Source organism: Pseudomonas sp. ZY71 (assembly GCF_036542145.1).
In the GTDB taxonomy this organism is placed as follows: domain Bacteria; phylum Pseudomonadota; class Gammaproteobacteria; order Pseudomonadales; family Pseudomonadaceae; genus Aquipseudomonas; species Aquipseudomonas koreensis_A.
In genome coordinates this window covers 1,035,850-1,060,352 of sequence record NZ_CP144274.1, presented here as the reverse complement: position 1 = coordinate 1,060,352, position 24,503 = coordinate 1,035,850, and the positions used below count along the sequence as shown (strand labels likewise).

24 protein-coding genes are annotated in these 24,503 nt (G+C 59.6%); 12 read left to right on the top strand and 12 right to left on the bottom strand.

The features are described 5' to 3' along the window. Nucleotide 1: 1 nt before the first annotated feature. The 4 genes from folE to VY732_RS04520 all read left to right on the top strand — a co-directional run bounded on the left by folE (nucleotide 2) and on the right by VY732_RS04520 (nucleotide 1,660). Entirely contained in the window at nucleotides 2-562 is a 561-nt protein-coding gene (folE, locus tag VY732_RS04535; protein WP_331694732.1) for a GTP cyclohydrolase I FolE, read from the top strand. After that, nucleotides 563-934 (top strand): dihydroneopterin triphosphate 2'-epimerase, encoded by a 372-nt coding sequence (folX, locus tag VY732_RS04530; RefSeq protein WP_007914273.1) that lies wholly within the window; start codon nucleotides 563-565, stop codon nucleotides 932-934. A gap of 98 nt (nucleotides 935-1,032) precedes the next feature. Further along, nucleotides 1,033-1,329 (top strand): DUF1244 domain-containing protein, encoded by a 297-nt coding sequence (locus VY732_RS04525; RefSeq protein WP_016987026.1) that lies wholly within the window; start codon nucleotides 1,033-1,035, stop codon nucleotides 1,327-1,329. Beyond that, nucleotides 1,322-1,660 (top strand): HopJ type III effector protein, encoded by a 339-nt coding sequence (locus tag VY732_RS04520; protein WP_047299789.1) that lies wholly within the window; start codon nucleotides 1,322-1,324, stop codon nucleotides 1,658-1,660. The genes VY732_RS04525 and VY732_RS04520 overlap by 8 nt, the downstream gene beginning before the upstream one ends. A gap of 187 nt (nucleotides 1,661-1,847) precedes the next feature. On the opposite strand, the gene trxB is transcribed toward VY732_RS04520, so the two are convergent. Then, a complete protein-coding gene (gene trxB, locus VY732_RS04515) occupies nucleotides 1,848-2,810 on the bottom strand; it encodes a thioredoxin-disulfide reductase (protein WP_116029496.1) in 963 nt (320 codons plus the stop codon). 311 nt (nucleotides 2,811-3,121) lie between these two features. Here trxB and cysZ point away from each other — a divergent pair, with 311 nt between their 5' ends. Next, nucleotides 3,122-3,874, top strand: a complete 753-nt coding sequence (cysZ, locus tag VY732_RS04510; protein ID WP_007912358.1) for a sulfate transporter CysZ — start codon at nucleotides 3,122-3,124, stop codon at nucleotides 3,872-3,874. Nucleotides 3,875-3,916: 42 nt separating this feature from the next. Further along, the gene (locus VY732_RS04505; protein ID WP_331694727.1) at nucleotides 3,917-5,116 is read left to right on the top strand and encodes a glycosyltransferase family 4 protein; all 1,200 of its coding nucleotides are present in this window, start codon (nucleotides 3,917-3,919) and stop codon (nucleotides 5,114-5,116) included. A 109-nt stretch (nucleotides 5,117-5,225) separates the two neighbouring features. Here VY732_RS04505 and VY732_RS04500 read toward each other — a convergent pair whose 3' ends face one another. The 3 genes from VY732_RS04500 to VY732_RS04490 all read right to left on the bottom strand — a co-directional run bounded on the left by VY732_RS04500 (nucleotide 5,226) and on the right by VY732_RS04490 (nucleotide 7,646). After that, nucleotides 5,226-6,329 (bottom strand): NADH:flavin oxidoreductase, encoded by a 1,104-nt coding sequence (locus VY732_RS04500; protein WP_331694725.1) that lies wholly within the window; start codon nucleotides 6,327-6,329, stop codon nucleotides 5,226-5,228. Between the two features lie 225 nt (nucleotides 6,330-6,554). Next, nucleotides 6,555-7,037, bottom strand: coding sequence for a glutathione peroxidase (locus VY732_RS04495; RefSeq protein ID WP_077571144.1), 483 nt, complete (start codon nucleotides 7,035-7,037; stop codon nucleotides 6,555-6,557). Between the two features lie 123 nt (nucleotides 7,038-7,160). Then, the gene (locus VY732_RS04490; RefSeq protein WP_007912368.1) at nucleotides 7,161-7,646 is read right to left on the bottom strand and encodes an FKBP-type peptidyl-prolyl cis-trans isomerase; all 486 of its coding nucleotides are present in this window, start codon (nucleotides 7,644-7,646) and stop codon (nucleotides 7,161-7,163) included. Here VY732_RS04490 and VY732_RS04485 point away from each other — a divergent pair. From VY732_RS04485 to VY732_RS04475, 3 genes are read left to right on the top strand one after another with little or no spacing between them, the layout of a single operon-like run. Continuing rightward, nucleotides 7,615-7,941 carry a DUF3565 domain-containing protein gene (locus VY732_RS04485; protein WP_077571443.1) on the top strand — a complete coding sequence of 109 codons (327 nt, stop codon included), beginning with the start codon at nucleotides 7,615-7,617 and terminating at the stop codon, nucleotides 7,939-7,941. The genes VY732_RS04490 and VY732_RS04485 overlap by 32 nt on opposite strands. Before the next feature lie 60 nt (nucleotides 7,942-8,001). Next, nucleotides 8,002-10,101, top strand: coding sequence for a phosphate acetyltransferase (gene pta / locus VY732_RS04480; RefSeq protein WP_137219265.1), 2,100 nt, complete (start codon nucleotides 8,002-8,004; stop codon nucleotides 10,099-10,101). After that, nucleotides 10,102-11,007, top strand: a complete 906-nt coding sequence (locus VY732_RS04475; protein WP_077571142.1) for an acyltransferase — start codon at nucleotides 10,102-10,104, stop codon at nucleotides 11,005-11,007. 171 nt (nucleotides 11,008-11,178) lie between these two features. Here the strand turns inward: VY732_RS04475 and cysN are convergent, their stop codons facing one another. The 3 genes from cysN to VY732_RS04460 all read right to left on the bottom strand — a co-directional run bounded on the left by cysN (nucleotide 11,179) and on the right by VY732_RS04460 (nucleotide 15,012). Then, nucleotides 11,179-13,077 (bottom strand): sulfate adenylyltransferase subunit CysN, encoded by a 1,899-nt coding sequence (gene cysN / locus VY732_RS04470; protein ID WP_123594960.1) that lies wholly within the window; start codon nucleotides 13,075-13,077, stop codon nucleotides 11,179-11,181. 9 nt (nucleotides 13,078-13,086) lie between these two features. Continuing rightward, nucleotides 13,087-14,004, bottom strand: coding sequence for a sulfate adenylyltransferase subunit CysD (cysD, locus tag VY732_RS04465; protein WP_007912374.1), 918 nt, complete (start codon nucleotides 14,002-14,004; stop codon nucleotides 13,087-13,089). 249 nt (nucleotides 14,005-14,253) lie between these two features. Next, nucleotides 14,254-15,012, bottom strand: coding sequence for a Nif3-like dinuclear metal center hexameric protein (locus VY732_RS04460; protein WP_077571140.1), 759 nt, complete (start codon nucleotides 15,010-15,012; stop codon nucleotides 14,254-14,256). A 103-nt stretch (nucleotides 15,013-15,115) separates the two neighbouring features. Between VY732_RS04460 and algW the strand changes: the two genes are divergently transcribed. From algW to VY732_RS04445, 3 genes are all read left to right on the top strand, one after another. Continuing rightward, nucleotides 15,116-16,273 (top strand): Do family serine endopeptidase AlgW, encoded by a 1,158-nt coding sequence (algW, locus tag VY732_RS04455; RefSeq protein ID WP_064387994.1) that lies wholly within the window; start codon nucleotides 15,116-15,118, stop codon nucleotides 16,271-16,273. A gap of 88 nt (nucleotides 16,274-16,361) precedes the next feature. Beyond that, complete coding sequence (locus VY732_RS04450; protein ID WP_331694720.1) at nucleotides 16,362-18,467, top strand: TonB-dependent siderophore receptor; 2,106 nt, start codon at nucleotides 16,362-16,364, stop codon at nucleotides 18,465-18,467. Between the two features lie 12 nt (nucleotides 18,468-18,479). Further along, nucleotides 18,480-19,199, top strand: a complete 720-nt coding sequence (locus VY732_RS04445) for a DUF4198 domain-containing protein (protein ID WP_331694718.1) — start codon at nucleotides 18,480-18,482, stop codon at nucleotides 19,197-19,199. 453 nt (nucleotides 19,200-19,652) lie between these two features. Here the strand turns inward: VY732_RS04445 and hisC are convergent, their stop codons facing one another. The 5 genes from hisC to VY732_RS04420 all read right to left on the bottom strand — a co-directional run bounded on the left by hisC (nucleotide 19,653) and on the right by VY732_RS04420 (nucleotide 24,459). Then, a complete protein-coding gene (hisC, locus tag VY732_RS04440; protein WP_331694716.1) occupies nucleotides 19,653-20,705 on the bottom strand; it encodes a histidinol-phosphate transaminase in 1,053 nt (350 codons plus the stop codon). Nucleotides 20,706-20,708: 3 nt separating this feature from the next. Beyond that, the gene (gene hisD, locus VY732_RS04435) at nucleotides 20,709-22,046 is read right to left on the bottom strand and encodes a histidinol dehydrogenase (protein WP_322845918.1); all 1,338 of its coding nucleotides are present in this window, start codon (nucleotides 22,044-22,046) and stop codon (nucleotides 20,709-20,711) included. 125 nt (nucleotides 22,047-22,171) lie between these two features. Then, nucleotides 22,172-22,807: an ATP phosphoribosyltransferase gene (hisG, locus tag VY732_RS04430; protein ID WP_007912384.1), complete on the bottom strand. Its 636-nt coding sequence runs from the start codon at nucleotides 22,805-22,807 to the stop codon at nucleotides 22,172-22,174. Nucleotides 22,808-22,931: 124 nt separating this feature from the next. Continuing rightward, entirely contained in the window at nucleotides 22,932-24,197 is a 1,266-nt protein-coding gene (murA, locus tag VY732_RS04425) for a UDP-N-acetylglucosamine 1-carboxyvinyltransferase (RefSeq protein WP_007912385.1), read from the bottom strand. A 22-nt stretch (nucleotides 24,198-24,219) separates the two neighbouring features. Next, entirely contained in the window at nucleotides 24,220-24,459 is a 240-nt protein-coding gene (locus VY732_RS04420) for a BolA family protein (RefSeq protein ID WP_016771670.1), read from the bottom strand. Nucleotides 24,460-24,503: the final 44 nt, after the last annotated feature.

Below are 24,503 nucleotides of genomic sequence, written 5' to 3'. Positions count from 1 at the left end.
CATGACCCGCTCACTGCCCGATAATTACCGCGAAATCCTCATCGGTCTCGGTGAAAATCCCGACCGCGAAGGATTGCTCGATACGCCAGTGCGCGCGGCCAAGGCCATGCAATACCTGTGTCACGGTTATGAACAAAGCGTCGATGACATTGTGAACGGCGCGCTGTTTGCCTCGGACAGTGACGAAATGATCATCGTCGCCGACATCGAGTTGTACTCGTTGTGCGAACATCACCTGTTGCCCTTCATCGGCAAGGCCCATGTGGCTTATATTCCGACAGGCAAGGTGCTGGGCCTGTCGAAAATCGCGCGACTGGTGGACATGTTCGCCCGGCGCCTGCAGATTCAGGAAAACCTCACCCGGCAAATTGCCGATGCAGTGCAACAGGTCACCGATGCTGCCGGCGTCGCCGTGGTCATCGAGGCCAGACACATGTGCATGATGATGCGCGGTGTCGAAAAACAGAATTCGACCATGAACACCTCGGTCATGCTCGGCGCGTTTCGCGAGTCGAGCAACACCCGTCAGGAGTTCCTGCAATTGATTGGACGGAGCAAGTAAATGCCACAACTTCAGCCGGGAATGGCGCGTATCCGGGTCAAGGATTTGCGCTTGCGCACCTTTATCGGGATCAACGAGGACGAGATCCTCAACAAACAGGATGTGCTGATCAACCTGACCATTCTGTACGCCGCGCAGGAAGCGGTGCGTGACAACGACATTGATCACGCACTGAATTACCGCACGATCACCAAAGCGATCATCGCCCACGTCGAGGGCAACCGTTTTGCGCTGCTCGAACGCCTGACGCAGGAACTGCTCGATCTGGTGATGAGCAACGGTTCGGTGCTGTATGCCGAAGTCGAAGTCGACAAGCCCCATGCGCTGCGGTTTGCCGAATCGGTCTCGATCACGCTCGCGGCTAGCCGCTGAGCTTCAAGCTTCGAGCTGCAAGCGGTAAGCTAACGGCCGACCCGATCCAATCTTGCAGCTTGAAGCTTGCCGCTCAAAGCTGTCTCGCAGAGACCCCCATGACTGATCAACAACGCCTCGAACTCGAAGCCGCCGCCTTCCGCCGGCTGGTCGCCCACCTGGACAGCCGCAAGGACGTGCAGAACATCGACCTGATGAACCTCGCTGGGTTCTGCCGCAACTGCCTGTCGAAATGGTACAAGGCCGAAGCGGACGAGCGTCAGATCGAAGTTAGCCTCGATGACGCCCGCGAAGTGGTTTACGGCATGCCGTACGCCGAGTGGAAAGCCCAATATCAGCAAGAAGCCAACGCCGACCAGCAAGCGGCGTTCGCCAAAGGAAAAACCCATGAGTGATCTGAACACCCTGCGCGCCAGCCTCAAGAGCGGCGAGCACGCTTTCGCCGACACCCTGGCTTTCATTGCTGCGGGTTACGACTACCAGCCGCAAGCCTTCAACAACGGTGGCGTGGAAAACGCCGCCGGGCAGAACGAAGGTTCGTGCAAGACCTTGGGTCTGGCACTGCTGGAAGGTCTGAGCGATGAGGAAGCGCTGTTGGCGTTCGGCGAACATTATCGTTCGGTGGTCGCGACGCCAGAGGGCAGCGATCACGGCAACATCCGTGCGTTGATCCAGCACGGTCTGGCCGGCGTCAAATTCACCGCCCAGCCCCTGACTCGCCGCTGATCCCAGCTGCAACGCCCCCCTGTAGGAGTGAGCCTGCTCGCGATAGCGGTGTATCAGTCGACTCATATGTTGACCGGTACACCGCTATCGCGAGCAGGCTCACTCCTACAATGAATTGCGTTGGAGCAGGAATAACGGGCACAAAAAAACCGGCCAATCTCTGGCCGGTTTTTTTATGCCTGCGATCTTAGAACGAAGCGTTCTGCAGACCGTCCAGGTAACGCTCGGTATCCAGTGCCGCCATGCAGCCAGCGCCGGCCGAGGTGATGGCCTGACGGTAAACGTGATCAGCCACGTCACCCGCAGCGAAGATGCCTTCGACGCTGGTTGCAGTCGCGTTGCCTTCACGGCCGCCATGCACCACCAGATAACCGTCTTTCAGGGTCAGCTGGCCTTCGAACAGCGAAGTGTTCGGGGTGTGGCCGATGGCGATGAACACGCCGTCGACGGTGATTTCGTCGAAGCTGCCATCGTTGTTCTTCAGACGCGCACCGGTCACGCCCATGTTGTCGCCCAGCACTTCGTCGAGGTTGGCGTTCAACTTGAGGATGATCTTGCCCTCGGCGACGCGAGCGTTGAGCTTGTCAATCAGGATCTTCTCGGCGCGGAAGGTTTCGCGACGGTGGATCAGGGTCACGGTGCTGGCGATGTTGGCCAGGTACAGTGCTTCTTCAACGGCAGTGTTGCCGCCGCCGACCACTGCAACAGGCTTGTTGCGGTAGAAGAAACCGTCGCAGGTCGCGCAGGCCGAAACGCCTTTGCCCATGAACGCTTCTTCCGAAGGCAGACCCAGGTAACGAGCGCTGGCGCCGGTAGCGATGATCAGGGCATCGCAGGTGTAGGTCGCGCTGTCGCCGGTCAGGGTGTAAGGCTTGGCAGCGAAGTCGACGGCGTTGATGTGATCGAAAACGATCTCGGTTTCAAAGCGCTCGGCGTGCTCGCGCATACGCTCCATCAGCACAGGGCCAGTCAGACCGTGGACGTCGCCCGGCCAGTTGTCGACTTCGGTGGTGGTGGTCAGTTGACCGCCAGCCTGCATGCCGGTGATCAGCAGTGGCTTGAGGTTGGCACGGGCCGCGTATACCGCAGCGCTGTAACCGGCAGGGCCGGAACCGAGAATAATCACTCGCGAATGACGGACTTCAGACATGACCTGCTCCTGTTGACCGGGCCAAAAAACGGGCACGGATCGCCGGACTGCCGGCGGGAATAAAAAAGGACCGTGGAAAACCTTGGGGAAGGCTTGAGCTCGACAGTCCTGTAAAAAGTTGGGTGCAGCGTATCGAGGGGGGCAAGATTAAGGAAATACGGTTTAACAATCCAGCTCATAGGTGGTCTCTATGCCGACACACTGACGAGATGGACGTCTTTGTTACAGTGAATGTCGATCGCTCTACCGCGCTTTCGCCGCCGTGGCAAAGTCGGTAAGGTCGGCGCGTTTTCCCTTGCTCGGAGCACCTTATGCCCGCCCCCGTTCTGTCCGGCCCGCAATACCTGCGCGAAGGCCTGAAACTGGTTCTCAGCCCTGGCTTGCGCCTGTTCGTGTTGCTGCCGCTGGCAATCAACCTGGTGCTGTTCGTCGGATTGATCTATCTGGCCGGCCACCAGTTCAGCCTGTGGGTCGATACGCTGATGCCGTCGCTGCCCGAATGGCTGAGCTTCCTCAGCTACATCCTCTGGCCCTTATTCGTCGTGCTGGTGGCGTTGATGGTGTTCTTCACCTTCACCATGCTGGCCAACGTGATCGCCGCACCGTTCAACGGTTTCCTTGCGGAAAAAGTCGAAGTGGTGGTGCGCGGCACTGATGACTTCCCGGCGTTCAGTTGGGGAGAATTGATCGCGATGGTCCCGCGCACCCTCGCCCGGGAAATGCGCAAACTCGGTTACTTCCTGCCCCGCGCCATCGGCCTGTTCATCCTCTCGTTCATCCCCGTGGTTAACATCATCGCCGCGCCGCTGTGGCTGCTGTTCGGTGTGTGGATGATGGCGATCCAGTACATCGACTACCCGGCGGACAACCACAAACTGGGCTGGAACGAAATGCTCGCCTGGCTGCGCCAGAAGCGCTGGCAGAGCATGAGCTTTGGCGGGATCGTCTATTTGGTGTTGCTGATACCGGTGGTCAACATCCTGATGATGCCGGCGGCTGTGGCCGGGGCGACGTTGTTCTGGGTGCGTGAACGTGGCGCAGAGAATCTGGTGACTCAGCGCTAACGCGACGTCACAAATCCATCATCCGAACGTCACAAGCACGACATGGCCTCAGCCGACACTGAGGTCATGACGACAGCTCTACACATCACCCTGATCAGCGAAACCTTCCCACCGGAAATCAACGGCGTGGCCAATACCCTTGGCCGCTTGTGCGATGGGTTGCGCGCGCGTGGGCATCAGGTTGAACTGGTGCGACCGCGTCAGGCCGGTGATCCGCAGCGCAGTGAGGATGACTCGCTGTTGCTGTGTCGGGGCTGGCCATTGCCGGGGTATCCGGGGCTGCAATGGGGTCAGTCGTCGATGCACAAACTGCTGCGGCGCTGGAAACGTCAGCGTCCCGATGTGCTGTATATCGCCACGGAAGGACCGCTCGGGTTATCGGCCCTGCGTGCGGCGCGCCGTCTGGGGATTTCGGTAGTCAGCGGTTTCCATACTAATTTTCAGCAGTACACCAGTCAGTACGGCCTCGGCTTACTGACGCGGATGCTCACGCATTATCTGCGCTGGTTTCACAATCGTTCGGCCATGACGTTGGTACCGAGCGTCAGCCAGCGCCTGGAACTGGAGCGGCGCCATTTCGAGCGATTGGCGCTGTTGTCGCGCGGTGTCGACAGCCAGTTGTTTCATCCGAGCAAACGGCTGAATGCCTTGCGTGAGCAATGGGGCCTGTCCGAGCAGGACATTGCGGTGATTCACGTAGGACGGCTCGCGCCGGAGAAGAACCTTGGCCTGCTTAAACGCTGCTTCGAAAATCTGCGTGACACTTATCCACAGCGCAATCTGAAACTGATCGTGGTCGGTGACGGCCCACAACGACTGGCGCTGGAAAAGGATTTGCCCGAAGCGATCTTCTGCGGTGCGCAGCGCGGTGAAGCGTTGGCGGCGCACTACGCGTCCGGGGATCTGTTTCTGTTTCCGAGCCTGACGGAAACCTTCGGCAACGTGGTGCTGGAGGCGCTGGCTTCAGGGTTGGGCGTGGTGGCTTACGATCAGGCTGCGGCGGCGCAGCACATTCGCCATGGCTACAACGGCGTGCTGGCGATGCCTGGTGATGAGCAGGCCTTTTGCGAGGCGGCGGCGTGGTTGCTGGAAGAGGATGAGACGTTGCGTTGCGTGCGTTTGAATGCGCGGCAGCATGCGAGTCGCCAGGGTTGGCCGGCGGTTATCGAGCAGTTTGAAAAGCATTTGCGCGGGGCTTGTTTGGGGGAGCAGGTTGTCCCGAATGCGCAGACACTGCCTTGAATCCAGGCGACTTGGAGACCGCCATCGCGAGCAGGCTCACTCCTACAGGTGGAATGCATTCCAATTGTAGGAGTGAGCCTGCTCGCGATGGCGTCAGTACAGCCGCTGATTAAACCAGCGTCATCAACGCCTCACGGCTGAACGGCAAGATATCCTGCTCGCGCCCTTCACGAACCTTCAGCGCCCAGTCCGGATCAACCAGCAACGCACGCCCCACCGCCACCAGATCGAATTCCTCTTTGTTCAGGCGCTCCAGCAGGTTCTCCAGACTGGCCGGTTGCGCGACCTTGTCGGTGTTGACCATGAACTGCAGGAACTCGCCATCAAGGCCAACGCTGCCAACGGTGATGGTCGGCTTGCCGGTGAGTTTGCGCGTCCAGCCGGCCAGGTTCAGCTCGGAACCGTCGAATTCCGGCTCCCAGAAACGCCGCGTCGAGCAATGGAAAATATCTACGCCAGCGTCGGACAATGGCTTGAGGAATTCGCCCAGCACTTCCGGGGTTTGCACCAGACGTGCGGTGTAATCCTGCTGTTTCCACTGCGAGAAACGGAAGATGATCGGGAAACCTTCGCCGACCGCTGCACGTATGGCTTGAATCAGTTCAATGGCGAAACGCGAACGGTTGGCCAGGCTACCGCCGTATTCGTCGGTGCGCTGGTTGCTGCCTTCCCAGAAGAACTGGTCGATCAGGTAACCGTGGGCGCCGTGGATTTCCACGCCGTCCATGCCGATGCCTTGTGCATCTTTGGCCGCTTGAGCGAACGCGGCGATCACGTCCTTGATGTCCTGTTGGGTCATGCCGTGCACCACGACCTGACCGTCCTTGAGTTTTTCCGACGGACCGTAAGCCGGCACGCTGGCGTCCGGCTCGGTGCCGATGCGGCGCACGCTGCCGACATGCCACAGCTGCGGAACAATTTTGCCGCCTTCAGCGTGAACAGCGTCGACAACTTTCTTCCAACCGGCCAATGGCGCGTCACCAAAGAACTGCGGCACGTTGGGGTAACCGTTGGAGGCGATGTGGCCGACGGTGGTGCCTTCGGTGATGATCAGGCCGACACCGGCCGCTGCGCGACGACGGTAGTACTCGATGACTTTCGAATTAGGCACGCCACCCGGAGAGAAGGAGCGAGTCATCGGCGCCATGACCACACGGGTCGGCAGTTCGAGGGCACCGAGATGGAACGGTTTGAACAAGGCTTGAACCGGCATTGGAAGGCTCCACAGGGAATGACTTTATGACGGCGATAATATGGAGAGCCCAAGCCGTTGAACAGCATTATTGATTTCGGTGATTAAGGATTAAAAGACGCAAAGCAAAAGATCGCAGCCTTCGGCAGCTCCTCCATGATCGGATGCGATTGGAACAAAAAAAATCGCAGCCCCGACAATCCCGTGTAGGAGCTGCCGAAGGCTGCGATCTTTTGATTTTGCTTTTCAGCCCAGCGCTTTTTCAATCGCATGAACAATGGTCGGATCATCCGGCGCCGTGCGCGGCGAAAACCGGGCCAGCACCCGGCCGTCCTTGCCGAGCAGAAACTTCTCGAAATTCCAGGTGATGTCACCGGGAAACTCCGCGCCCTCGCCCGCCAGCAGACGGTAGAGCTGGTGACGATCATGACCGTTGACTTCAAGCTTGCTCGACAACGGAAACGTCACGCCATAGTTAAGGCTGCAGAAGTCCTGAATGTCCTTTTCGGAACCGGGTTCCTGGCCGGCAAACTGGTTGCACGGCAGGCCCAGCACACTGAAGCCTTTGCCTTTGAACTGCTGATAGAGGTTTTCCAGCGCCGCGTACTGTGGGGTCAAGCCGCATTTGGAGGCGACGTTGACCACCAGCACGACTTGGCCCTTGAACGGCGCCAGCGGTAGCTCCTGACCATCCAGGGCTGTCAACTTAAGGTCGTGAAAAGCACTCATGACGAACTCCAAGATTCCCGTGTTCTACTCGAAACAGCCACTTGGCGAGGTCACCAAGGACAGCCGCGGACTAAAAAGGCGCCCGCAGGCGCCTCTCCAGTACTCGAAGCTTAGCGCAGAAAATCAGTGGTGATGGCCACCTTCGCCATGGACGTGACCATGAGCGATTTCTTCCTGGCTGGCGTCACGGATGTCAACGATCTTCACTTTGAAGTTCAGGCGCTGACCGGCCAGTGGGTGGTTGCCGTCGACAGTCACGTCGTCGCCGTCGAGGTCACGGATGGTGACGATTTGCATCTGGCCGTCCGGCGCCGAAGCGTGGAACTGCATGCCGACTTCCAGCTCGTCAACGCCTTCGAACATGCTGCGGCTCAGGGTGCTGACCAGCTCAGCGGCGTATTCGCCATAAGCGTCTTCCGGTTCAACGGAAACTTCCAGCTCGTCACCAACAGCTTTGCCTTCCAGAGCTTTTTCCAGGCCCGGGATGATGTTGCCTGCGCCTTGCAGGTAGACCAGCGGAGCGCCGCCGGCGGAGCTGTCGATGACCTCACCAGCGTCGTTGGTCAGGGTATAGTCGATGGAGACAGCCTTATTGGCGGCGATCAGCATGGGGCGAGACCTTTTGCAGAAGAATATAGAAAGGCCAAGTTTAGCGAAGCAAACGCGCGAAAGCGAACACAACCCGGACAAACGGGTTTCGACGATCGCAGGCTTCCATCAGGACGAAGAGGGTCATTGGGTGGCCGAGCTTTCCTGTGGCCACACCCAGCACCTGCGCCATCAGCCGCCGTGGCAATCACGTGCCTGGGTGCTCGACCCGGCGCAACGTATTGAAAAAATAGGCCAACCCTTTGCCTGCGGTTGGTGCGCACAAGGCTCGGTTAGCGCTAACCTTGGCGACTGAATTTCGGTAGGTCGTCAGCCATAAGCGACCGCCATTGCCATGCACCCTTAGAGAATTCGCATGCAAACTTTTTTTATCGCCCCCACCGATTTTGGCGTGGGTCTGACCTCCATCAGCCTCGGGCTGGTGCGCACGCTTGAGCGAGCCGGGCTGAAAGTCGGTTTCTTCAAACCGATTGCCCAGCCGCACCCGGGCGACACCGGCCCTGAGCGTTCCACCGAACTGGTGGCGCGCACCCACGGCCTGAAACCGCCGCAACCGCTCGGCCTGGCCCACGTCGAGCGGATGCTCGGCGATGGTCAGCTCGATGAGCTGCTCGAAGAAATCATCACCCTTTATCAACAGGCGGCCGTCGGCAAAGACGTGCTGGTCGTCGAAGGCATGGTGCCGACCCGCAGCGCCAGCTACGCCGCGCGGGTCAATCTGCACCTGGCCAAGAGCCTCGATGCGGAAGTGATTCTGGTCTCGGCGCCGGAAAACGAAGTGCTCGCCGAGCTCTCCGGCCGGGTCGAATTGCAGGCGCAATTGTTCGGCGGGCCGAAAGACCCGAAAGTCCTCGGCGTCATCCTCAACAAGGTCAAGACCGACGAGAGCATGGACGCCTTCGCCACGCGTCTGAAAGAGCATTCGCCGTTGCTGCGCAGCGGTGATTTCCGCCTGCTCGGCTGCATTCCCTATCAGCCGGAACTCAACGCGCCACGTACCCGCGACGTCGCCGACCTGATGGGCGCGCAAGTGCTCAACGCCGGCGACTACGAAACCCGGCGCATGACCAAAATCATCATTTGCGCACGGACCATGCGCAACACCGTCGAGCTGCTCAAGCCCGGTGTACTCGTGGTGACGCCGGGGGATCGCGACGACATCATCCTCGCCGTCAGCCTCGCGGCGATCAACGGCGTGCCGCTGGCCGGCCTGCTGCTGACCAGCGACACCCTGCCCGATCCGCGCATCATGGATTTGTGCCGTGGCGCCTTGCAGGCCGGTTTGCCGGTGCTGTCGGTGAGCACCGGTTCCTACGACACCGCCAACCTGCTCAACGGTCTGAACAAGGAAATCCCGATCGACGACCGCGAACGTGCGGAAATCATCACCGACTTCGTCGCTAGTCACCTCGACGCCAAGTGGCTGCACCAGCGCTGTGGTACGCCTCGGGAAATGCGCCTGTCGCCGGCAGTATTCCGCTATCAGTTGATTCAGCGTGCGCAAGCGGCGAACAAACGAATCGTTCTGCCGGAAGGCAGCGAACCGTTCACCGTACAAGCGGCGGCGATCTGTCAGGAACGCGGCATCGCCCGTTGCGTGTTGCTAGCGAAACCGGAAGATGTCGAAGCCGTCGCCCGCGCCCAAGGCATTACGTTGCCGCCGGGCCTGGAAATTCTCGATCCGGACCTGATCCGCGAGCGCTACGTCGAGCCGATGGTCGCCCTGCGCAAAACTAAAAGTCTCAATGCGCCAATGGCCGAGCAGCAACTGGAAGACACCGTGGTGATCGGCACCATGATGCTCGCACTGGATGAAGTCGACGGATTGGTCTCCGGCGTGATCAACACCACCGCCAATACCATCCGCCCGGCTCTGCAATTGATCAAGACCGCGCCGGGCTGCACGCTAGTGTCATCGGTGTTCTTCATGCTCTTCCCGGAGGAAGTGCTGGTCTACGGCGACTGCGTGATGAACCCGCACCCAAGCGCCACCGAACTTGCCGAGATTGCCCTGCAAAGCGCCGACTCGGCGGCAGCGTTCGGCATCACCCCGCGCGTGGCGATGATCAGTTACTCCAGCGGCGAATCGGCGACCGGCGAAGAAGTCGAGAAAGTCCGCGAGGCCACCCTGCTCGCCCACGAACAACAGCACTCACTGCTGATCGACGGCCCGCTGCAATACGACGCCGCGGCCAACGCCGAAGTTGCTCGGCAACTGGCGCCGAACAGCCAGGTCGCCGGTCGCGCCACCGTGTTTGTGTTCCCCGATCTGAACACCGGCAACACCACTCACAAAGCGGTGCAACGCAGTGCCGATTGCGTCAGCCTCGGGCCGATGCTGCAAGGCCTGCGCAAACCGGTGAACGACTTGCCGCGCGGCGCGCAAGTCGATGACATCGTCTACACCATCGCCCTCACCGCGATTCAAGCCGCCAACCGACCTATGGATGTGTAAATGCTGGATTTTCTACCTGCACCATTGCGCGGCGTGATCGCCTCGCTGCTGTTGGCACTCAACACCATTCTGCTGTGCTCGTTTCTGTTCTGCGTAGCGCTGATCAAAGTGCTGCCGTTCGACCTCGCCCGACGCGCCTCGCTGTGGCTGATGAGCCACACCCACGAAGCGTGGATCAGCAATAACAAGGGCTGGATGAATCTGGTGCGGCGCACGCGCTGGCACATCAGCGGTCTGCAAGGCCTCGACTATCAGCACTCGTATCTGATCACCAGCAACCACCAGAGCTGGGTCGATATTCTGGTGCTGCAATACGTGCTCAACCGCCGGATTCAGCCGCTGAAATTCTTCCTCAAGCAGGAGCTGATCTGGGTGCCGGTGATCGGTCTGGCGTGGTGGGCGTTGGGCTTTCCGTTCATGAAGCGCTACTCCAAGGCGTACCTGGCCAAACACCCGGAGAAGAAAGGCAAAGACCTTGAAACCACGCGCAAGACGTGTGCGAAGTTTCGCAATAACCCGGTGGGGATTTTCAACTTCGTCGAGGGCACGCGCTTCACCGAAGGCAAGCATGCGCAGCAGCAGTCGCCGTTCAAATACCTGCTCAAACCCAAGGCTGGCGGGATCGCGTTTGTGCTGGATGCAATGGGCGAACAACTGGAGTCGATCGTCAACGTGACCATCCACTATCCGGCCGGGCGTCCGGGGTTCTGGGATTTGCTCTGCGGCAATGTGCGCGATGTGGTGGTGCACTTTGAAGAGCTGAAGATTCCCCAGCAGTTCATTGGCAAGAATTACGATCAGGACGGCGAGTATCGATTGCAGTTTCAGGGCTGGATCAACCAGCTGTGGCTGGACAAGGATGCGTTGCTGGAACAGATGCACCGCGAATATCCAGCCAAACACTAACCCCCTGTAGGAGTGAGCCTGCTCGCGATAGCGGTGGATCAGCCACCAACAATGTTGAATGACACACCGCTATCGCGAGCAGGCTCACTCCTACAATTGACCGAGTTGGCCCCAATAAAAAAGCCCGCCGATGATTGCTCATCGGCGGGCTTTTTATTTGGTAGCTAACGCTTAGATCGCGCCACGCTTGCGCAGCAGATCCAGCACTTGCTTGACGCTGTCTTCCAGACTCAGCGTCTGCGTGTCGATCACCAGATCGGCATTCAGCGGCACGTCGTACGGGAAGGATTCGCCCGGGATGTTGTCGCCAGCGGCGGCATACAGACCTTGCGGATCACGCTCGGCGCAGACAGCCGGCGAGGCCTGCACGTAGACCGTCAGCAGACGATCCTTGCCGATCAGCTCCCTGGCTTGCTCGCGCCCCTCAGCACTCGGTGCAACGAACGCAGCCAGGGTCAGCAGACCGGCTTCGTTGAACTGACGCGCCACGTGTGCGGCACGGCGCCAGTTCTCGGTACGCCCGGCGCGATCCTGTGGCAGACCTTTGTTGAGGTCGTGACGCAGGTTCTGGCCATCCAGTACAAACACCGCACGGCCCAGGTCGAACAGCTTGCGCTCGACCGCGTAGGCCAGCGTGCTTTTGCCGGCGCCCGACAGGCCGCTGAACAGCACAGTGGCCGGTTGCTGACCGAAACGCTGAGCGCGTTCTTCAGTGGCAACGTGCGCCAGTTTGCCGTGGTGCGTGGCAGTGCCATGGGTCACAGGCTGCGCGACGATCATGCCGGCGCCAACAGTGCCGTTGGTCAAACGGTCGATGATGATGAACGCGCCGGTGGTGCGGTTGCTTTCGTAACCGTCGAGGGCGATCGGCGCGTCGAGCGCGATCTTTACCTTGCCGATTTCGTTGAGCTGCAACGCGCTCGCCGGGCCTTCTTCAAGGGTGTTGACGTCGACCTTGTTAACGATGCTGGCAATCGAGCCCGGCACGTAACTGGTGGCGCGTTTGATGTCGTATTTCTTGCCCGGCAGCATCGGCTCTTCAGCCATCCACACCAGCATCGCTTCAAAGCTGTCGGTGACCGGCGGCACGTTGTCGGCATGCACCAACAAGTCGCCACGGGAGATGTCGATTTCGTCTTCCATGGTCAGCGTTACGGCCTGACCTGGACCGGCGTGTTCCAGTTCACCTTCGAAAGTGACGATGGATTTCACCCGGCTGCTTTTGCCCGACGGCAGCACCACGACTTCGTCACCCTTGTGCACGATGCCGCTGGCGAGGGTGCCGGCGAAACCACGGAAGTTCAGGTTCGGACGGTTGACGTACTGCACCGGGAAACGCAGATCGGTGAAGTTGCGATCGCCCGCGACTTCCACGGTCTCGAGGATTTCCATCAGCGACTGGCCTTTGTACCAAGGCGAGCGCTCGGATTTGTTCACCACGTTGTCGCCCTTCAGGGCAGACATCGGCACAAAGTGCATGCTGGTTGGCTTCATCTTCAAGCCTTCGGCGAACTTCAGGTAGTCGGCCTTGATCGACTCGAACACGCCTTCATCGAAGCCCTTCAAGTCCATCTTGTTGATGGCGACAACGATGTGCTTGATGCCCAGCAGGGAGGCGATAAAGCTGTGGCGACGGGTCTGGGTCTGCACGCCGTAACGCGCGTCGACCAGAATGATCGCCAGGTCACAGGTGGACGCACCGGTGGCCATGTTGCGGGTGTACTGCTCATGGCCGGGAGTGTCGGCGATGATGAATTTGCGCTTGGCGGTGGAGAAATAGCGGTAAGCAACGTCAATGGTGATGCCCTGCTCCCGCTCGGCCTGCAGGCCGTCGACCAGCAACGCCAGGTCGATGTCGTCACCGGTGGTGCCGACTTTCTTCGAGTCGCGGGTGATCGCTTCGAGGTGATCTTCGTAGATCATTTTCGAGTCGTGCAGCAGGCGCCCGATCAGGGTGCTCTTGCCGTCATCGACGTTACCGCAAGTCAAAAAGCGCAGCAGCTCTTTACGTTCGTGCTGGCCCAGGTAGGCGAGGATGTCCTCGCTGATCAAATCAGAAACATGCGACATGACAGCCCCTTAGAAATAGCCTTGACGTTTTTTATCTTCCATCGAGCCGGCGCCATCGTGGTCGATGACTCGGCCCTGGCGCTCGGAAGTTCGCGTCAGGAGCATTTCTTGAATGATGTCCGTCAGGCTTTCGGCCTCGGACTCCACGGCACCCGTCAACGGGTAGCAGCCAAGGGTGCGGAAACGCACTTTCTTTTTGACGATGCGCGCTTTGTCTTCGTCGGACAGGTGCTCAAGGATGCGCTCGTCGTCGATCATGATCAGCGTGCCGTTCTTCTCGATCACTTCGCGTTCGGCGGCGAAGTACAACGGCACAATCGGGATGCCTTCGAGGTAGATGTACTGCCAGATGTCCAGCTCGGTCCAGTTCGACAGAGGGAATACACGAATGGATTCGCCCTTGTTGACCTTGCCGTTGTAGACGTTCCACAGCTCTGGACGCTGGTTTTTCGGGTCCCAACGGTGCTTGCTGTCGCGGAACGAGTACACGCGCTCTTTGGCACGGGATTTCTCTTCATCGCGACGTGCGCCGCCGAACGCTGCGTCGAAACCATGCTTGTCGAGTGCCTGTTTCAGGCCCTCGGTTTTCATGATGTCGGTGTGCTTGGCGCTGCCGTGGGTGAACGGGTTGATGTTCTGCGCCACGCCGTCCGGGTTGATGTGCGTGATCAGGTCCAGGCCCAGTTCTTCGACCATCTTGTCGCGGAACTTGTACATCTCCTGGAATTTCCAGCGGGTGTCGACGTGCATCACCGGAAACGGCAGTTTGCCCGGGAAGAACGCCTTGCGTGCCAGGTGCAGCATCACGGCGGAGTCTTTACCGATGGAGTACAGCATCACCGGGTTATCGAACTCGGCGGCCACCTCGCGGATGATGTGGATGCTTTCCGCCTCCAGCTGTTTCAGATGCGTCAGTTTGTCGACCATGGCTACTCACGAAAACTTTCTTATGAACGGCCAGCGGGCCGTGTTCGAGCGGGAAATCCTAGCACAGCGGCCTCTTCTAATCAGGACGCCAACTAGATCGAAAGGGTATATGAATATGCCCACTCGTTTGGGCGATGCCCCCTGTAGGAGTGAGCCTGCTCGCGATAGCGTTGTCACATTCGACATAGCGGTGACTGACACTCCGCTATCGCGAGCAGGCTCACTCCTACAGGGGATTTGCGGTGGTTTTCAGATCGGGTTGGGGCAATCGATGAAGATGTGTTCGACGGCGAAGCGTTTCGCCAGGTAGTCGCCCAGTGCCTGCACGCCGTAGCGTTCGGTGGCGTGGTGACCGGCAGCGATGAAGCTGATGTCGTTCTCGCGGGCGCTGTGAAAGGTCTGCTCGGAGGCTTCACCGCTCAGATAAAGATCGACGCCCGCCGCGACGGCCTGATCGATATAGCCCTGACCGCCGCCGGTGCACCAGCCGACCCGACGAATCATCGGATTGCCTTCAATCAGCAACGGTTCGCGGCCCATCACTTCTTGCACCTTGCGGGCGAAATCGCGGGCGGTCAGCGGTTCTTTCAAAGACCCGACCAGACCAACGATTTTCAGATTGTCCGGGTCCAGCGGGCCTTCCACAGTGATGTCCAGTTGACGCGCAAGTTGCACGTTGTTGCCAACGTCCGGGTGCAGATCCAGCGGCAAGTGATAGGCAAGCAGACTGATGTCATGCTTGAGCAAGGTCTTCAGTCGACGCTGCTTCATTCCAGTGACGCATGGGTTCTCGCCCTTCCAGAAGTAACCGTGATGCACCAGCACCAGATCGGCCCCGGCCTCGACGGCAGCGTCCAGCAACGCTTGGCTGGCCGTGACGCCGCTGACGATGCGCATCACCTGCGGACGGCCCTCGACCTGCAAACCGTTGGGGCAATAATCGGCAATTTTCGCACTGCCAAGGTAACGGTCGGCTTCTTCGACGAGGGTGCTGAGGGCAACGGCCATGAAAGACTCCTAAATATCCCGTTCAGAGGCACGCGCGGCCTCGTATAATGCGCGACATTATGGGCGGTCTGACCCCGCCTGCAACTCTTCCAGGACGTGCTTAATGTTCAAGGCGCTGCGTTTTATGGGCTGGCCGTTGTTGGCCGGCGTGCTTATCGCTCTGTTGATTATTCAGCGTTACCCGCAGTGGGTCGGGCTGCCGAGCCTCGACGTCAACCTGCAACAGGCGCCGCAAACCACCAGCGTGCAGCAGGGGCCGGTGTCCTATGCGGACGCGGTGACCATCGCCGCGCCTTCGGTGGTCAACTTGTACACCACCAAAGTCATCAACAAACCGGCGCATCCGCTGTTCGAAGATCCGCAGTTCCGCCGTTTCTTCGGCGATAACTCGCCGAAGCAGAAACGCATGGAATCGAGCCTCGGTTCCGGCGTGATCATGAGCCCGGAAGGCTACATCCTCACCAACAACCACGTGACCAGCGGCGCCGACCAGATCGTCGTGGCGCTGAAGGATGGCCGCGAAACCCTCGCCCGCGTCATCGGCAGCGATCCGGAAACCGACCTTGCAGTGTTGAAGATCGATCTGAAAACCCTGCCGGCGATCACCGTCGGTCGCTCCGACAACATTCGTATCGGCGACGTCGCGCTGGCCATCGGCAACCCATTCGGCGTTGGCCAGACCGTGACCATGGGCATCATCAGCGCCACCGGGCGTAATCAGTTGGGCCTGAACAACTACGAAGACTTCATCCAGACCGACGCGGCGATCAACCCGGGCAACTCCGGCGGCGCGCTGGTCGATGCCAACGGCAACCTTACCGGCATCAACACGGCGATCTTCTCCAAGTCCGGCGGCTCGCAAGGCATTGGCTTTGCGATCCCGGTGAAACTGGCGATGGAAGTGATGAAGTCGATCATCGAACACGGTCAGGTGATTCGTGGCTGGCTGGGCATTGAAGTGCAGCCGCTGACCCAGGAACTGGCTGAGTCGTTTGGTCTGTCCGGGCGTCCGGGAATTGTCGTTGCGGGGATCTTCCGCGATGGCCCGGCACAGAAGGCAGGCCTGCAATTGGGCGACGTGATTCTGAGCATTGATGGCGAGCCGGCCGGCGATGGCCGTCGTTCGATGAACCAGGTTGCACGGATCAAACCGACCGACAAAGTGACGATTCAGGTGATGCGCAACGGCAAAGAGCTGAAGCTCACCGCTGAAATCGGCCTGCGTCCGCCACCGGCGCCGGTGAAAGAAAAAGAAGAATAAAACTTTCTTCGCGCTAACCGCGCGAATAAAAGACATTCTCAACAGGCATGTTATATTGTTTCAATTCTAAGAATTGGAACAACATAACATGTCGTCTCGAACAAAGGCTTCCCTGCTCGGTCTGAGCCTTGGTCTGCTGGTCGATCCAGCCTTCGCCGAAGAGCCCAAACCCCTCGAACTCGACGCCATCAGCGTCATCTCCGACTACGAATCGCCGACCGGCCCGGTCAAGGGCTATCGCGCCACACGTTCATCCAGTGCAACCAAAACCGACACCGCGATCCGCGATATCCCGCAGGCGATCAGCGTTGTGCCCGCCAGCGTGCTCAAGGATCTGGGCAGCACCAGTGTCGAGCGCGCGCTGGATTTCGCCGGTGGCGTATCCAAGCAAAACAACTTCGGCGGCCTGACGCTGTACGAATACAGCGTGCGCGGCTTCACCACTTCGGAGTTCTACAAGGATGGCTTCAGCGCCAATCGCGGTTATCCGAGCACACCGGATGCGGCCAACATCGAGCGCATTGAAGTGCTCAAAGGCCCCGCCGCCAGTCTGTATGGCCGAGGTGATCCCGGCGGCACGGCAAACATCGTCACCAAGAAACCGCAGCCCGAAGCTTTCACCACTCTGCAAACCAGCGCCGGTAGCTGGGATCGTTATCGCACCGCGCTGGACCTCAACACACCGCTGGATGATCAGGGCAATGTGCTCTCGCGGATCAACCTCGCCGTTGAGGACAACCACAGCTTCCGCGATCACGTCGACAGCCAGCGCGTATTCCTCGCGCCCTCGGTCAGTTGGCAATTGAACCCGGACACGTCGCTGTTGGTGGAAAGCGAAATCGTCCGTCACAGCTCCACCTTCGATCGCGGCATCGTCGCACCGAACAACAAATGGAGCGGCGTGTCGCGCTCGACCTTCCTCGGCGAACCCAACGACGGCAACATCGACAACCACAACAATCTGCTGCAGGCGACGCTCGAACATCACCTCAACGACAGCTGGAAACTGCGTCTGGCAAGTCACTACAAGGAAGGCAAACTTTGGGGCTACGCCTCCGAGAATCGTCCATTGAACGCCGACGGTCACACCGTCAACCGCCGCTATCGCGAGCGCGACACCAACTGGCATGACAGCATCACCCAGCTTGAGCTGCGCGGTCTGTTCGACCTCGGCCCGTGGCAGCACGAACTGCTGATCGGCAGCGAATACGAAAACTTCCGCAAGAACGAGCGCGTCACCACGATTGCCGGCGGCCCTTACGCCATCGACATCTACAAGCCGATCTACGGTCAGCCGAAACCCAACGGCGCCCGCTCGGGCAGCGACTTTTTCGAACACGTCGAAAGTCATGCACTGAACCTGCAGGATCAAATCGTCTTCACCGACAAACTGCGCGGGATGATCGGTGCGCGCTTCGAGCACTTCGATCAGCACATTGACGACCACAGCCGCAACGCCACCAGCAACCAACGTCACGATGCCCTCACCCAACGCGTCGGCCTGCTCTATCAACTGACGCCGGATACCGGTCTCTTCGCCAATGCCTCGACCTCGTTCAAACCAAACAATGGCCTCGACGCCTCCGGCAAATCCTTCGACCCGGAAGAAGGCGTCGGCTACGAAGTCGGGATCAAGAACGAGCTATTCGACGAGCGCCTGAGCAGCACCCTCGCCTTCTTCCACATCGACAAGGAAAACGTCCTCGCCCTCGATCCGGCCAGCGACACCAGCCGGGCGATGGGCAAGGCACGCAGTCGTGGTTTCGATCTGCAAATCACCGGACAAGTGACTGACGCAGTGCGGCTGATCGGCGCCTTCGCTTACATCGATGCCGAGGTGACCCAGGGCGACGCGGCAATTCCCACCGGTAGCCGCATCCTCGGCGTGGCCAAACGCAGCGGTAGCCTGCTCGGGGTTTATGAGTTTCAGGATGGCCATTTGCGTGGCTCGGACGTTGGCGCGGCGTTCACTTATGTCGGCGATCGCTCGGGAGAATCCGGCAGCGACTTCGAATTGCCGGCGTATCACACCGTCGACCTGCTCGCGCATTACAAGGCCAGCGACAACGTCACTGTCGGCCTGAACCTGAACAACCTCTTCGACGAGAAGTATTACGAGCGCTCCTACAGCAACTACTGGGTCAACCCCGGCGAACCGCGCAATTTCACCGTCAGCCTGACTCTCAACCTGTAAAAGGACGTCACCATGCAATACGGCAAATCCCTTGTACTCATCGCCGCGCTGTTCGCCGGTCAGGTCTCGGCCCATGGCCTGTGGACTGAGCAAAGGCGCGGCAATATCGAAGTGGTCTACGGTCATGGCGCTGAGGACAATGCGTTCAAGGCGCAGAAGATCAGCGGCGCGTGGGCTTATGACGCGGACGGCAAGATGATTCCGGTCAGCGTCGAGCGTCTGGCGGATCATGCACGTTTGAAGCCGCTGAAGGCCCCCGCTGTGATGGCGGTAGCCCTCAACAATGGCATGTGGTCGCAGACGGCTGACAAAAAGTGGGTCAACGAAGGCCGCAGCAAAGTGCCCGGCGCTGTCGAGGCGACCGAGACGTTCAAGTACAGCCTGGCGATTTATCAGCCGGGGGCGACGTTGCCGAAGCTGGATCAGATCAAGTTGCTGATTCTGCCGGAGGTTGATCCGCTGACGGTTGGGCCGGGCAAGTCATTGCCAGTTCGGGTGTTGCTCGATGGCAAACCGGCGGCTGGGGTGAAGTTGATTGGCGACTATCGCAGTGCGCCGAACACGTTGAGCACCGAGACTGACAAGGAGGGTCGGGCGCAGGTATTGGTGAGGAATGAAGGGTTGAATGTGATTGCGGCGCAGGTAGAAGTGCCGGTGAAGGGCAGCGTGGATGTGGATAGTCGTAGGTTGTTCAGTTCGCTGACGTTCCTTGGCGAGCCGCATCACGAATAAAAGCACACCCTCACCCCAGCCCTCTCCCTGAGGGAGAGGGGGCCGACCGCGTTGTCTTTCGAAGTACATCAACCTGAAAGACCGAGTCGATTATGGATTCGGTGCAGCACTTTCACGTCGGCGAAACTCTGCAATATCCCCAATCAGCCCCCTCTCCCTCTGGGAGAGGGGGCCGACCGAGTTGTCTTGCGAAGTACATCGACCTGAAAGACCGAGTCGATTATGGATTCGGTACAGCACTTTCACGTCGGCGAAACTCTGCAATATCCCCAATCAGCCCCCTCTCCCTCTGGGAGAGGGGGCCGACCGAGTTGTCTTGCGAAGTACATCGACCTGAAAGACCGAGTCGATTATGGATTCGGTAAAGCAGCATCACGTCGGTGCAATTCAACAGCATCCCCCAATCAGTCCCCTCTCCCTCTGGGAGAGGGTTAGGGTGAGGGGCTCTTGCTTTTAGAGGTCGCCAAGTCCATCGATAAGCGCCTGATTCTGCTCCGGCGTACCAATCGAAATCCGCAGGAACTGCGCAATCCGCTCCTGCTTGAAGTGCCGCACGATCACACCCTGCTCGCGCAGTTTGGCCGCCAGTCCCGCCGCGTCATGCTGCGGATGCCGGGCGAAGATGAAGTTCGCCGCCGATGGCAACACTTCAAAACCCTTGGCCTGCAACTGCGCGATCACCCACTCCCGGCTCTCGATGACCAAACGGCAGGTCTTGTCGAAATGCTCGCGATCTTCGAACGCCGCCGCTGCGCCAACAATCGCCAGACGATCCAGCGGATAAGAGTTGAAGCTGTTCTTGATCCGCTCCAGCGCCTCGATCAGATCCGGATGTCCGACCGCGAAACCCACGCGCAAACCAGCCAGCGAACGCGACTTGGACAGGGTTTGCGTCACCAACAGGTTGGGGTAACGGTCCACCAGACTGATTGCGGTTTCGCCGCCGAAGTCGATATAGGCCTCGTCTACGACCACCACCGAATCCGCGCTGGCCTTGAGGATTTGCTCGACCGCTTCCAGCGCCAGCAGGCAACCGGTTGGCGCGTTCGGGTTAGGGAAAATGATCCCGCCATTCGGCTTGGCATAGTCCGCCGGGTTGATCTGGAACTGCGCGTCCAGCGGCACCGCATCAAACTCGATGCCGTACAGACCGCAGTAAACCGGATAGAAGCTGTAGCTGATGTCCGGGAACAGCAGTGGCTGATCGTGTTGCAGCAAGCCATGGAAAATGTGCGCGAGCACTTCATCCGAACCGTTGCCGAGGAACACCTGATTGCTCTGCACGCCGTAATACTGGGCGACGGCAGTTTTCAGCAGGTCACTGTTCGGGTCCGGGTACAGACGCAGGTTATCGTTAAGCTCGACCTGCATCGCCGCCAAGGCTTTTGGCGATGGGCCGTAGGGGTTTTCGTTGGTGTTGAGCTTGACCAGTTTGGTCAGCTTCGGCTGTTCGCCCGGCACGTACGGCACCAGATCCTTGACGAACGGGCTCCAGAATTTACTCATCGCTCAGTTCCCCTGCCCTTGTAGAAAGTCTTCGTCTTTGATGCGGTATTCAGCGCTGCGCGCGTGCGCGCTCAGCGATTCGCCACGGGCCAGCACCGATGCAGTCTTGCCCAGCTCGGAAGCGCCGGCTTCGGAGCAGAAGATGATCGACGAACGCTTCTGGAAGTCGTACACGCCCAGCGGCGAAGAGAAGCGCGCAGTGCCGGACGTCGGCAGTACGTGGTTCGGGCCTGCGCAGTAGTCGCCCAGCGCTTCGGAGGTGTGACGGCCCATGAAGATCGCACCGGCGTGGCGGATCTGCGGCAGCCAGGCTTGCGGATCAGCGACCGACAACTCCAAGTGTTCCGGGGCGATACGGTTGGCAACTTCAATGGCTTGGGCCATGTCCTTCACGTGAATCAGCGCACCACGGCCATTGATCGAGGTTTCGATGATGGTCGCGCGATCCATGGTCGGCAGCAGTTTGTCGATGCTCGCGGCGACCTTGTCGAGGAACTCGGCATCCGGGCTAACCAGAATCGCCTGGGCATCTTCGTCGTGCTCGGCCTGCGAGAACAGGTCCATGGCGATCCAGTCCGGATCGGTCTGGCCGTCGCACACCACAAGGATTTCCGAAGGGCCGGCGATCATGTCGATGCCGACCTGACCGAACACGTGACGCTTGGCGGTGGCGACATATATGTTGCCCGGGCCAACGACTTTGTCGACTTTCGGCACGCTTTCGGTGCCATAGGCCAGAGCAGCAACAGCCTGAGCGCCACCGATGGTGAACACCCGGTCGACGCCCGCGATGCACGCGGCCGCCAGCACCAGCTCGTTGATTTCACCGCGCGGCGTTGGCACGACCATGACCACTTCGGTCACGCCGGCGACCTTGGCCGGAATCGCATTCATCAACACCGACGACGGGTACGAAGCCTTGCCGCCCGGCACATACAGACCGGCGCGATCCAGCGGCGTGACCTTCTGGCCAAGCACAGTGCCGTCGGCTTCGGTGTAGCTCCAGGAATCCTGTTTCTGTTTTTCGTGGTAGCTGCGCACGCGAGCGGCGGCTTTTTCCAATGCTTCGCGCTGCGCAACGGTGATGCGGGTCAGGGCCAGTTCCAGGCGCTCGCGCGGCAGGATCAGGTCGGCCATCGAGGCGACTTCGAGGCCATCAAACTTCTGGGTGAACTCGACCAGCGCCGCGTCACCGCGCTCGCGCACAGCCTTGATGATGTCCAGCACCCGCTGATTGACCGAGTCGTCAGACACACTTTCCCAGCTCAGCAGATGATCCAGATGATGCGCGAAATCCGGGTCAGCAGCGTTGAGTCGGCGAATTGCAGTCGTTGCGGTCATAGCGAGAGCCTCATAGGAATGGCAAAAACTCAGGCGCCCTAACTTAGCAGTCGTTTCCGCTTGGGCACCTGAGATTCTGGCTATGAGGCGGATAGACGGGCGCGACTTAACGGCGCGCAGGTAAATCAGCCGCGGTGTCGCGATTCCACTGCGTTGCGCAGGGTATCGATCAACGCCTGGATTCGGGCGTGTTGCATTTTCATCGAAGCTTTATTGACGACCAGGCGCGAGCTGATCGTGGCGATCAGTTCCTGAGGTTCCAGGCCGTTGGCGCGCAGGGTATTACCGGTGTCGACCACGTCGATGATCTTGTCGGCCAGACCGATCAGCGGTGCCAGCTCCATCGAGCCGTACAGCTTGATGATATCGACCTGACGGCCCTGCTCGGCGTAATAACGCTTGGCAACGTTGACGAACTTTGTCGCCACGCGCAGACGGCCCTTGGGCTCAGGCGCACCGATCTTGCCGGCGGTCATCAGCTTGCACTGGGCGATTTGCAGATCCAGTGGCTCGTACAGGCCCTGGCCGGTGTATTCCATCAACACGTCTTTACCGGCAACGCCGAGGTCAGCCGCGCCATGCTCAACGTAAGTCGGCACATCGGTGGCACGCACGATCAGCAGACGAACGTCGTCCTGCGTCGTGGGAATGATCAGCTTGCGGCTCTTGTCCGGATTCTCGGTCGGCACAATGCCCGCTTCGGCGAGAAGCGGCAGGGTGTCGTCAAGGATGCGGCCCTTGGACAGTGCGATGGTCAACATGGGAAACGTCAGTCCTTATCAAGGTACTCATGTCCGGTCGCAATCGGCGCCGGACACACATCGAGCCGGAAACCGGCTCGACTCTTAAAATCAGTGGACACGTCCCTGTGTCCCAATGCAGCTATCAGCCCGGAACGCGACGGATCTTGGCGCCGAGCATCTGCAGTTTTTCTTCGATGCACTCGTAACCACGGTCGATGTGGTAGATGCGGTCGATCAGCGTGTCGCCTTCGGCAACCAGCGCCGAGATCACCAGACTGGCCGAAGCCCGCAGGTCGGTGGCCATTACTGGCGCGCCTTTGAGGACTTCAGTACCGGTGACGATGGCAGTATTGCCTTCGACCTGGATCTTGGCGCCCATGCGGTGCAGTTCGTACACGTGCATGAAACGGTTTTCGAAGATCGTCTCGATCACCGCACCGGTGCCTTCGGCAATGGCGTTGAGCGAGATGAACTGCGCTTGCATGTCAGTCGGGAATGCAGGGTACGGCGCGGTGCGCACGTTGACTGCTTTCGGACGCTTGCCGTGCATGTTCAGCTCGATCCAGTCTTCACCGCAGGTGATTTCTGCGCCGGCTTCACGGAGTTTTTCCAGAACGGCTTCGAGGATGGTCGGATCGGTGTCCTTGACCTTGACGCGACCACCGGTCACGGCAGCAGCAACCAGGTAGGTGCCGGTCTCGATACGGTCAGGCATGACTTTATAGAAAGCCGAACCCAAACGCTCGACGCCATCAATGGTGATGGTGTCGGTGCCAGCACCGGAAACCTTGGCACCCATGGCATTGAGGAAGTTCGCCAGGTCAACCACTTCAGGTTCGCGAGCGGCGTTCTGCAACACGCTGCGGCCCTTGGCCAGAGCAGCGGCCATCATGATGTTCTCGGTACCGGTCACGCTGACGGTATCGAAGAAGAAGTGCGCACCGCGCAGGCCGCCTTCAGGCGCCTTGGCCTTGATGTAGCCGCCTTCGACGTCGATCACCGCGCCCATGGCTTCGAGACCACGGATGTGCAGGTCAACCGGACGCGAACCGATGGCGCAACCGCCAGGCAGTGCGACTTCGGCCTCACCGAAACGGGCAACCATCGGGCCCAGTACCAGGATCGACGCACGCATGGTTTTCACCAGTTCGTACGGGGCGATCAGGGTCTTGATGGTGCGCGGGTCGATTTCGACGCTGAGTTTCTCGTCGATCACCGGCTCAATGCCCATGCGACCGAACAGCTCGATCATGGTGGTGATGTCGTGCAGGTGCGGCAGGTTGCCAACGGTCACCGGGCCATCACACAGCAGGGTCGCAGCCAGGATCGGCAGGGCGGAGTTTTTTGCGCCGGAAATGCGGATCTCGCCATCAAGACGAGCGCCACCGGTAATAATCAATTTATCCATAAGAATCTCGACGCCCTTAGGCTCAGGTGCGCTCGGCCCAGGCCGCGCGGCTGAAAAATTTCATAGTGACCGCATGGATGCTGCCATCGGTGATCCATGGGTTCAAATGGGCATAGACCTGCTGCTGACGCTTCACCGGGCTCAACGCCGCCAGTTCATCGCTAATCACGTTCAGCTGGAAATTGCAGCCTTCGCCCTCAACTTCTACCAACGTTCCGGGCAGCTTTCCTTCAAGGAAGCTCTTCACTTCTACGGCCTGCATGCTCAACCTCAATCGGCGCCCTGTGCGCACGGGTCGGACATCAT

Bases quoted from the DNA above. Each gene is read 5' to 3' on its own strand.
- folE (WP_331694732.1), top strand. From the start codon at position 2: ATGACCCGCTCACTGCCCGATAATTACCGCGAAATCCTCATCGGTCTC.
- folX (WP_007914273.1), top strand. From the start codon at position 563: ATGCCACAACTTCAGCCGGGAATGGCGCGTATCCGGGTCAAGGATTTG.
- VY732_RS04525 (WP_016987026.1), top strand. From the start codon at position 1,033: ATGACTGATCAACAACGCCTCGAACTCGAAGCCGCCGCCTTCCGCCGG.
- VY732_RS04520 (WP_047299789.1), top strand. From the start codon at position 1,322: ATGAGTGATCTGAACACCCTGCGCGCCAGCCTCAAGAGCGGCGAGCAC.
- trxB (WP_116029496.1), bottom strand. From the start codon at position 2,810: ATGTCTGAAGTCCGTCATTCGCGAGTGATTATTCTCGGTTCCGGCCCT.
- cysZ (WP_007912358.1), top strand. From the start codon at position 3,122: ATGCCCGCCCCCGTTCTGTCCGGCCCGCAATACCTGCGCGAAGGCCTG.
- VY732_RS04505 (WP_331694727.1), top strand. From the start codon at position 3,917: ATGGCCTCAGCCGACACTGAGGTCATGACGACAGCTCTACACATCACC.
- VY732_RS04500 (WP_331694725.1), bottom strand. From the start codon at position 6,329: ATGCCGGTTCAAGCCTTGTTCAAACCGTTCCATCTCGGTGCCCTCGAA.
- VY732_RS04495 (WP_077571144.1), bottom strand. From the start codon at position 7,037: ATGAGTGCTTTTCACGACCTTAAGTTGACAGCCCTGGATGGTCAGGAG.
- VY732_RS04485 (WP_077571443.1), top strand. From the start codon at position 7,615: ATGGAGACAGCCTTATTGGCGGCGATCAGCATGGGGCGAGACCTTTTG.
- VY732_RS04490 (WP_007912368.1), bottom strand. From the start codon at position 7,646: ATGCTGATCGCCGCCAATAAGGCTGTCTCCATCGACTATACCCTGACC.
- pta (WP_137219265.1), top strand. From the start codon at position 8,002: ATGCAAACTTTTTTTATCGCCCCCACCGATTTTGGCGTGGGTCTGACC.
- VY732_RS04475 (WP_077571142.1), top strand. From the start codon at position 10,102: ATGCTGGATTTTCTACCTGCACCATTGCGCGGCGTGATCGCCTCGCTG.
- cysN (WP_123594960.1), bottom strand. From the start codon at position 13,077: ATGTCGCATGTTTCTGATTTGATCAGCGAGGACATCCTCGCCTACCTG.
- cysD (WP_007912374.1), bottom strand. From the start codon at position 14,004: ATGGTCGACAAACTGACGCATCTGAAACAGCTGGAGGCGGAAAGCATC.
- VY732_RS04460 (WP_077571140.1), bottom strand. From the start codon at position 15,012: ATGGCCGTTGCCCTCAGCACCCTCGTCGAAGAAGCCGACCGTTACCTT.
- algW (WP_064387994.1), top strand. From the start codon at position 15,116: ATGTTCAAGGCGCTGCGTTTTATGGGCTGGCCGTTGTTGGCCGGCGTG.
- VY732_RS04450 (WP_331694720.1), top strand. From the start codon at position 16,362: ATGTCGTCTCGAACAAAGGCTTCCCTGCTCGGTCTGAGCCTTGGTCTG.
- VY732_RS04445 (WP_331694718.1), top strand. From the start codon at position 18,480: ATGCAATACGGCAAATCCCTTGTACTCATCGCCGCGCTGTTCGCCGGT.
- hisC (WP_331694716.1), bottom strand. From the start codon at position 20,705: ATGAGTAAATTCTGGAGCCCGTTCGTCAAGGATCTGGTGCCGTACGTG.
- hisD (WP_322845918.1), bottom strand. From the start codon at position 22,046: ATGACCGCAACGACTGCAATTCGCCGACTCAACGCTGCTGACCCGGAT.
- hisG (WP_007912384.1), bottom strand. From the start codon at position 22,807: ATGTTGACCATCGCACTGTCCAAGGGCCGCATCCTTGACGACACCCTG.
- murA (WP_007912385.1), bottom strand. From the start codon at position 24,197: ATGGATAAATTGATTATTACCGGTGGCGCTCGTCTTGATGGCGAGATC.
- VY732_RS04420 (WP_016771670.1), bottom strand. From the start codon at position 24,459: ATGCAGGCCGTAGAAGTGAAGAGCTTCCTTGAAGGAAAGCTGCCCGGA.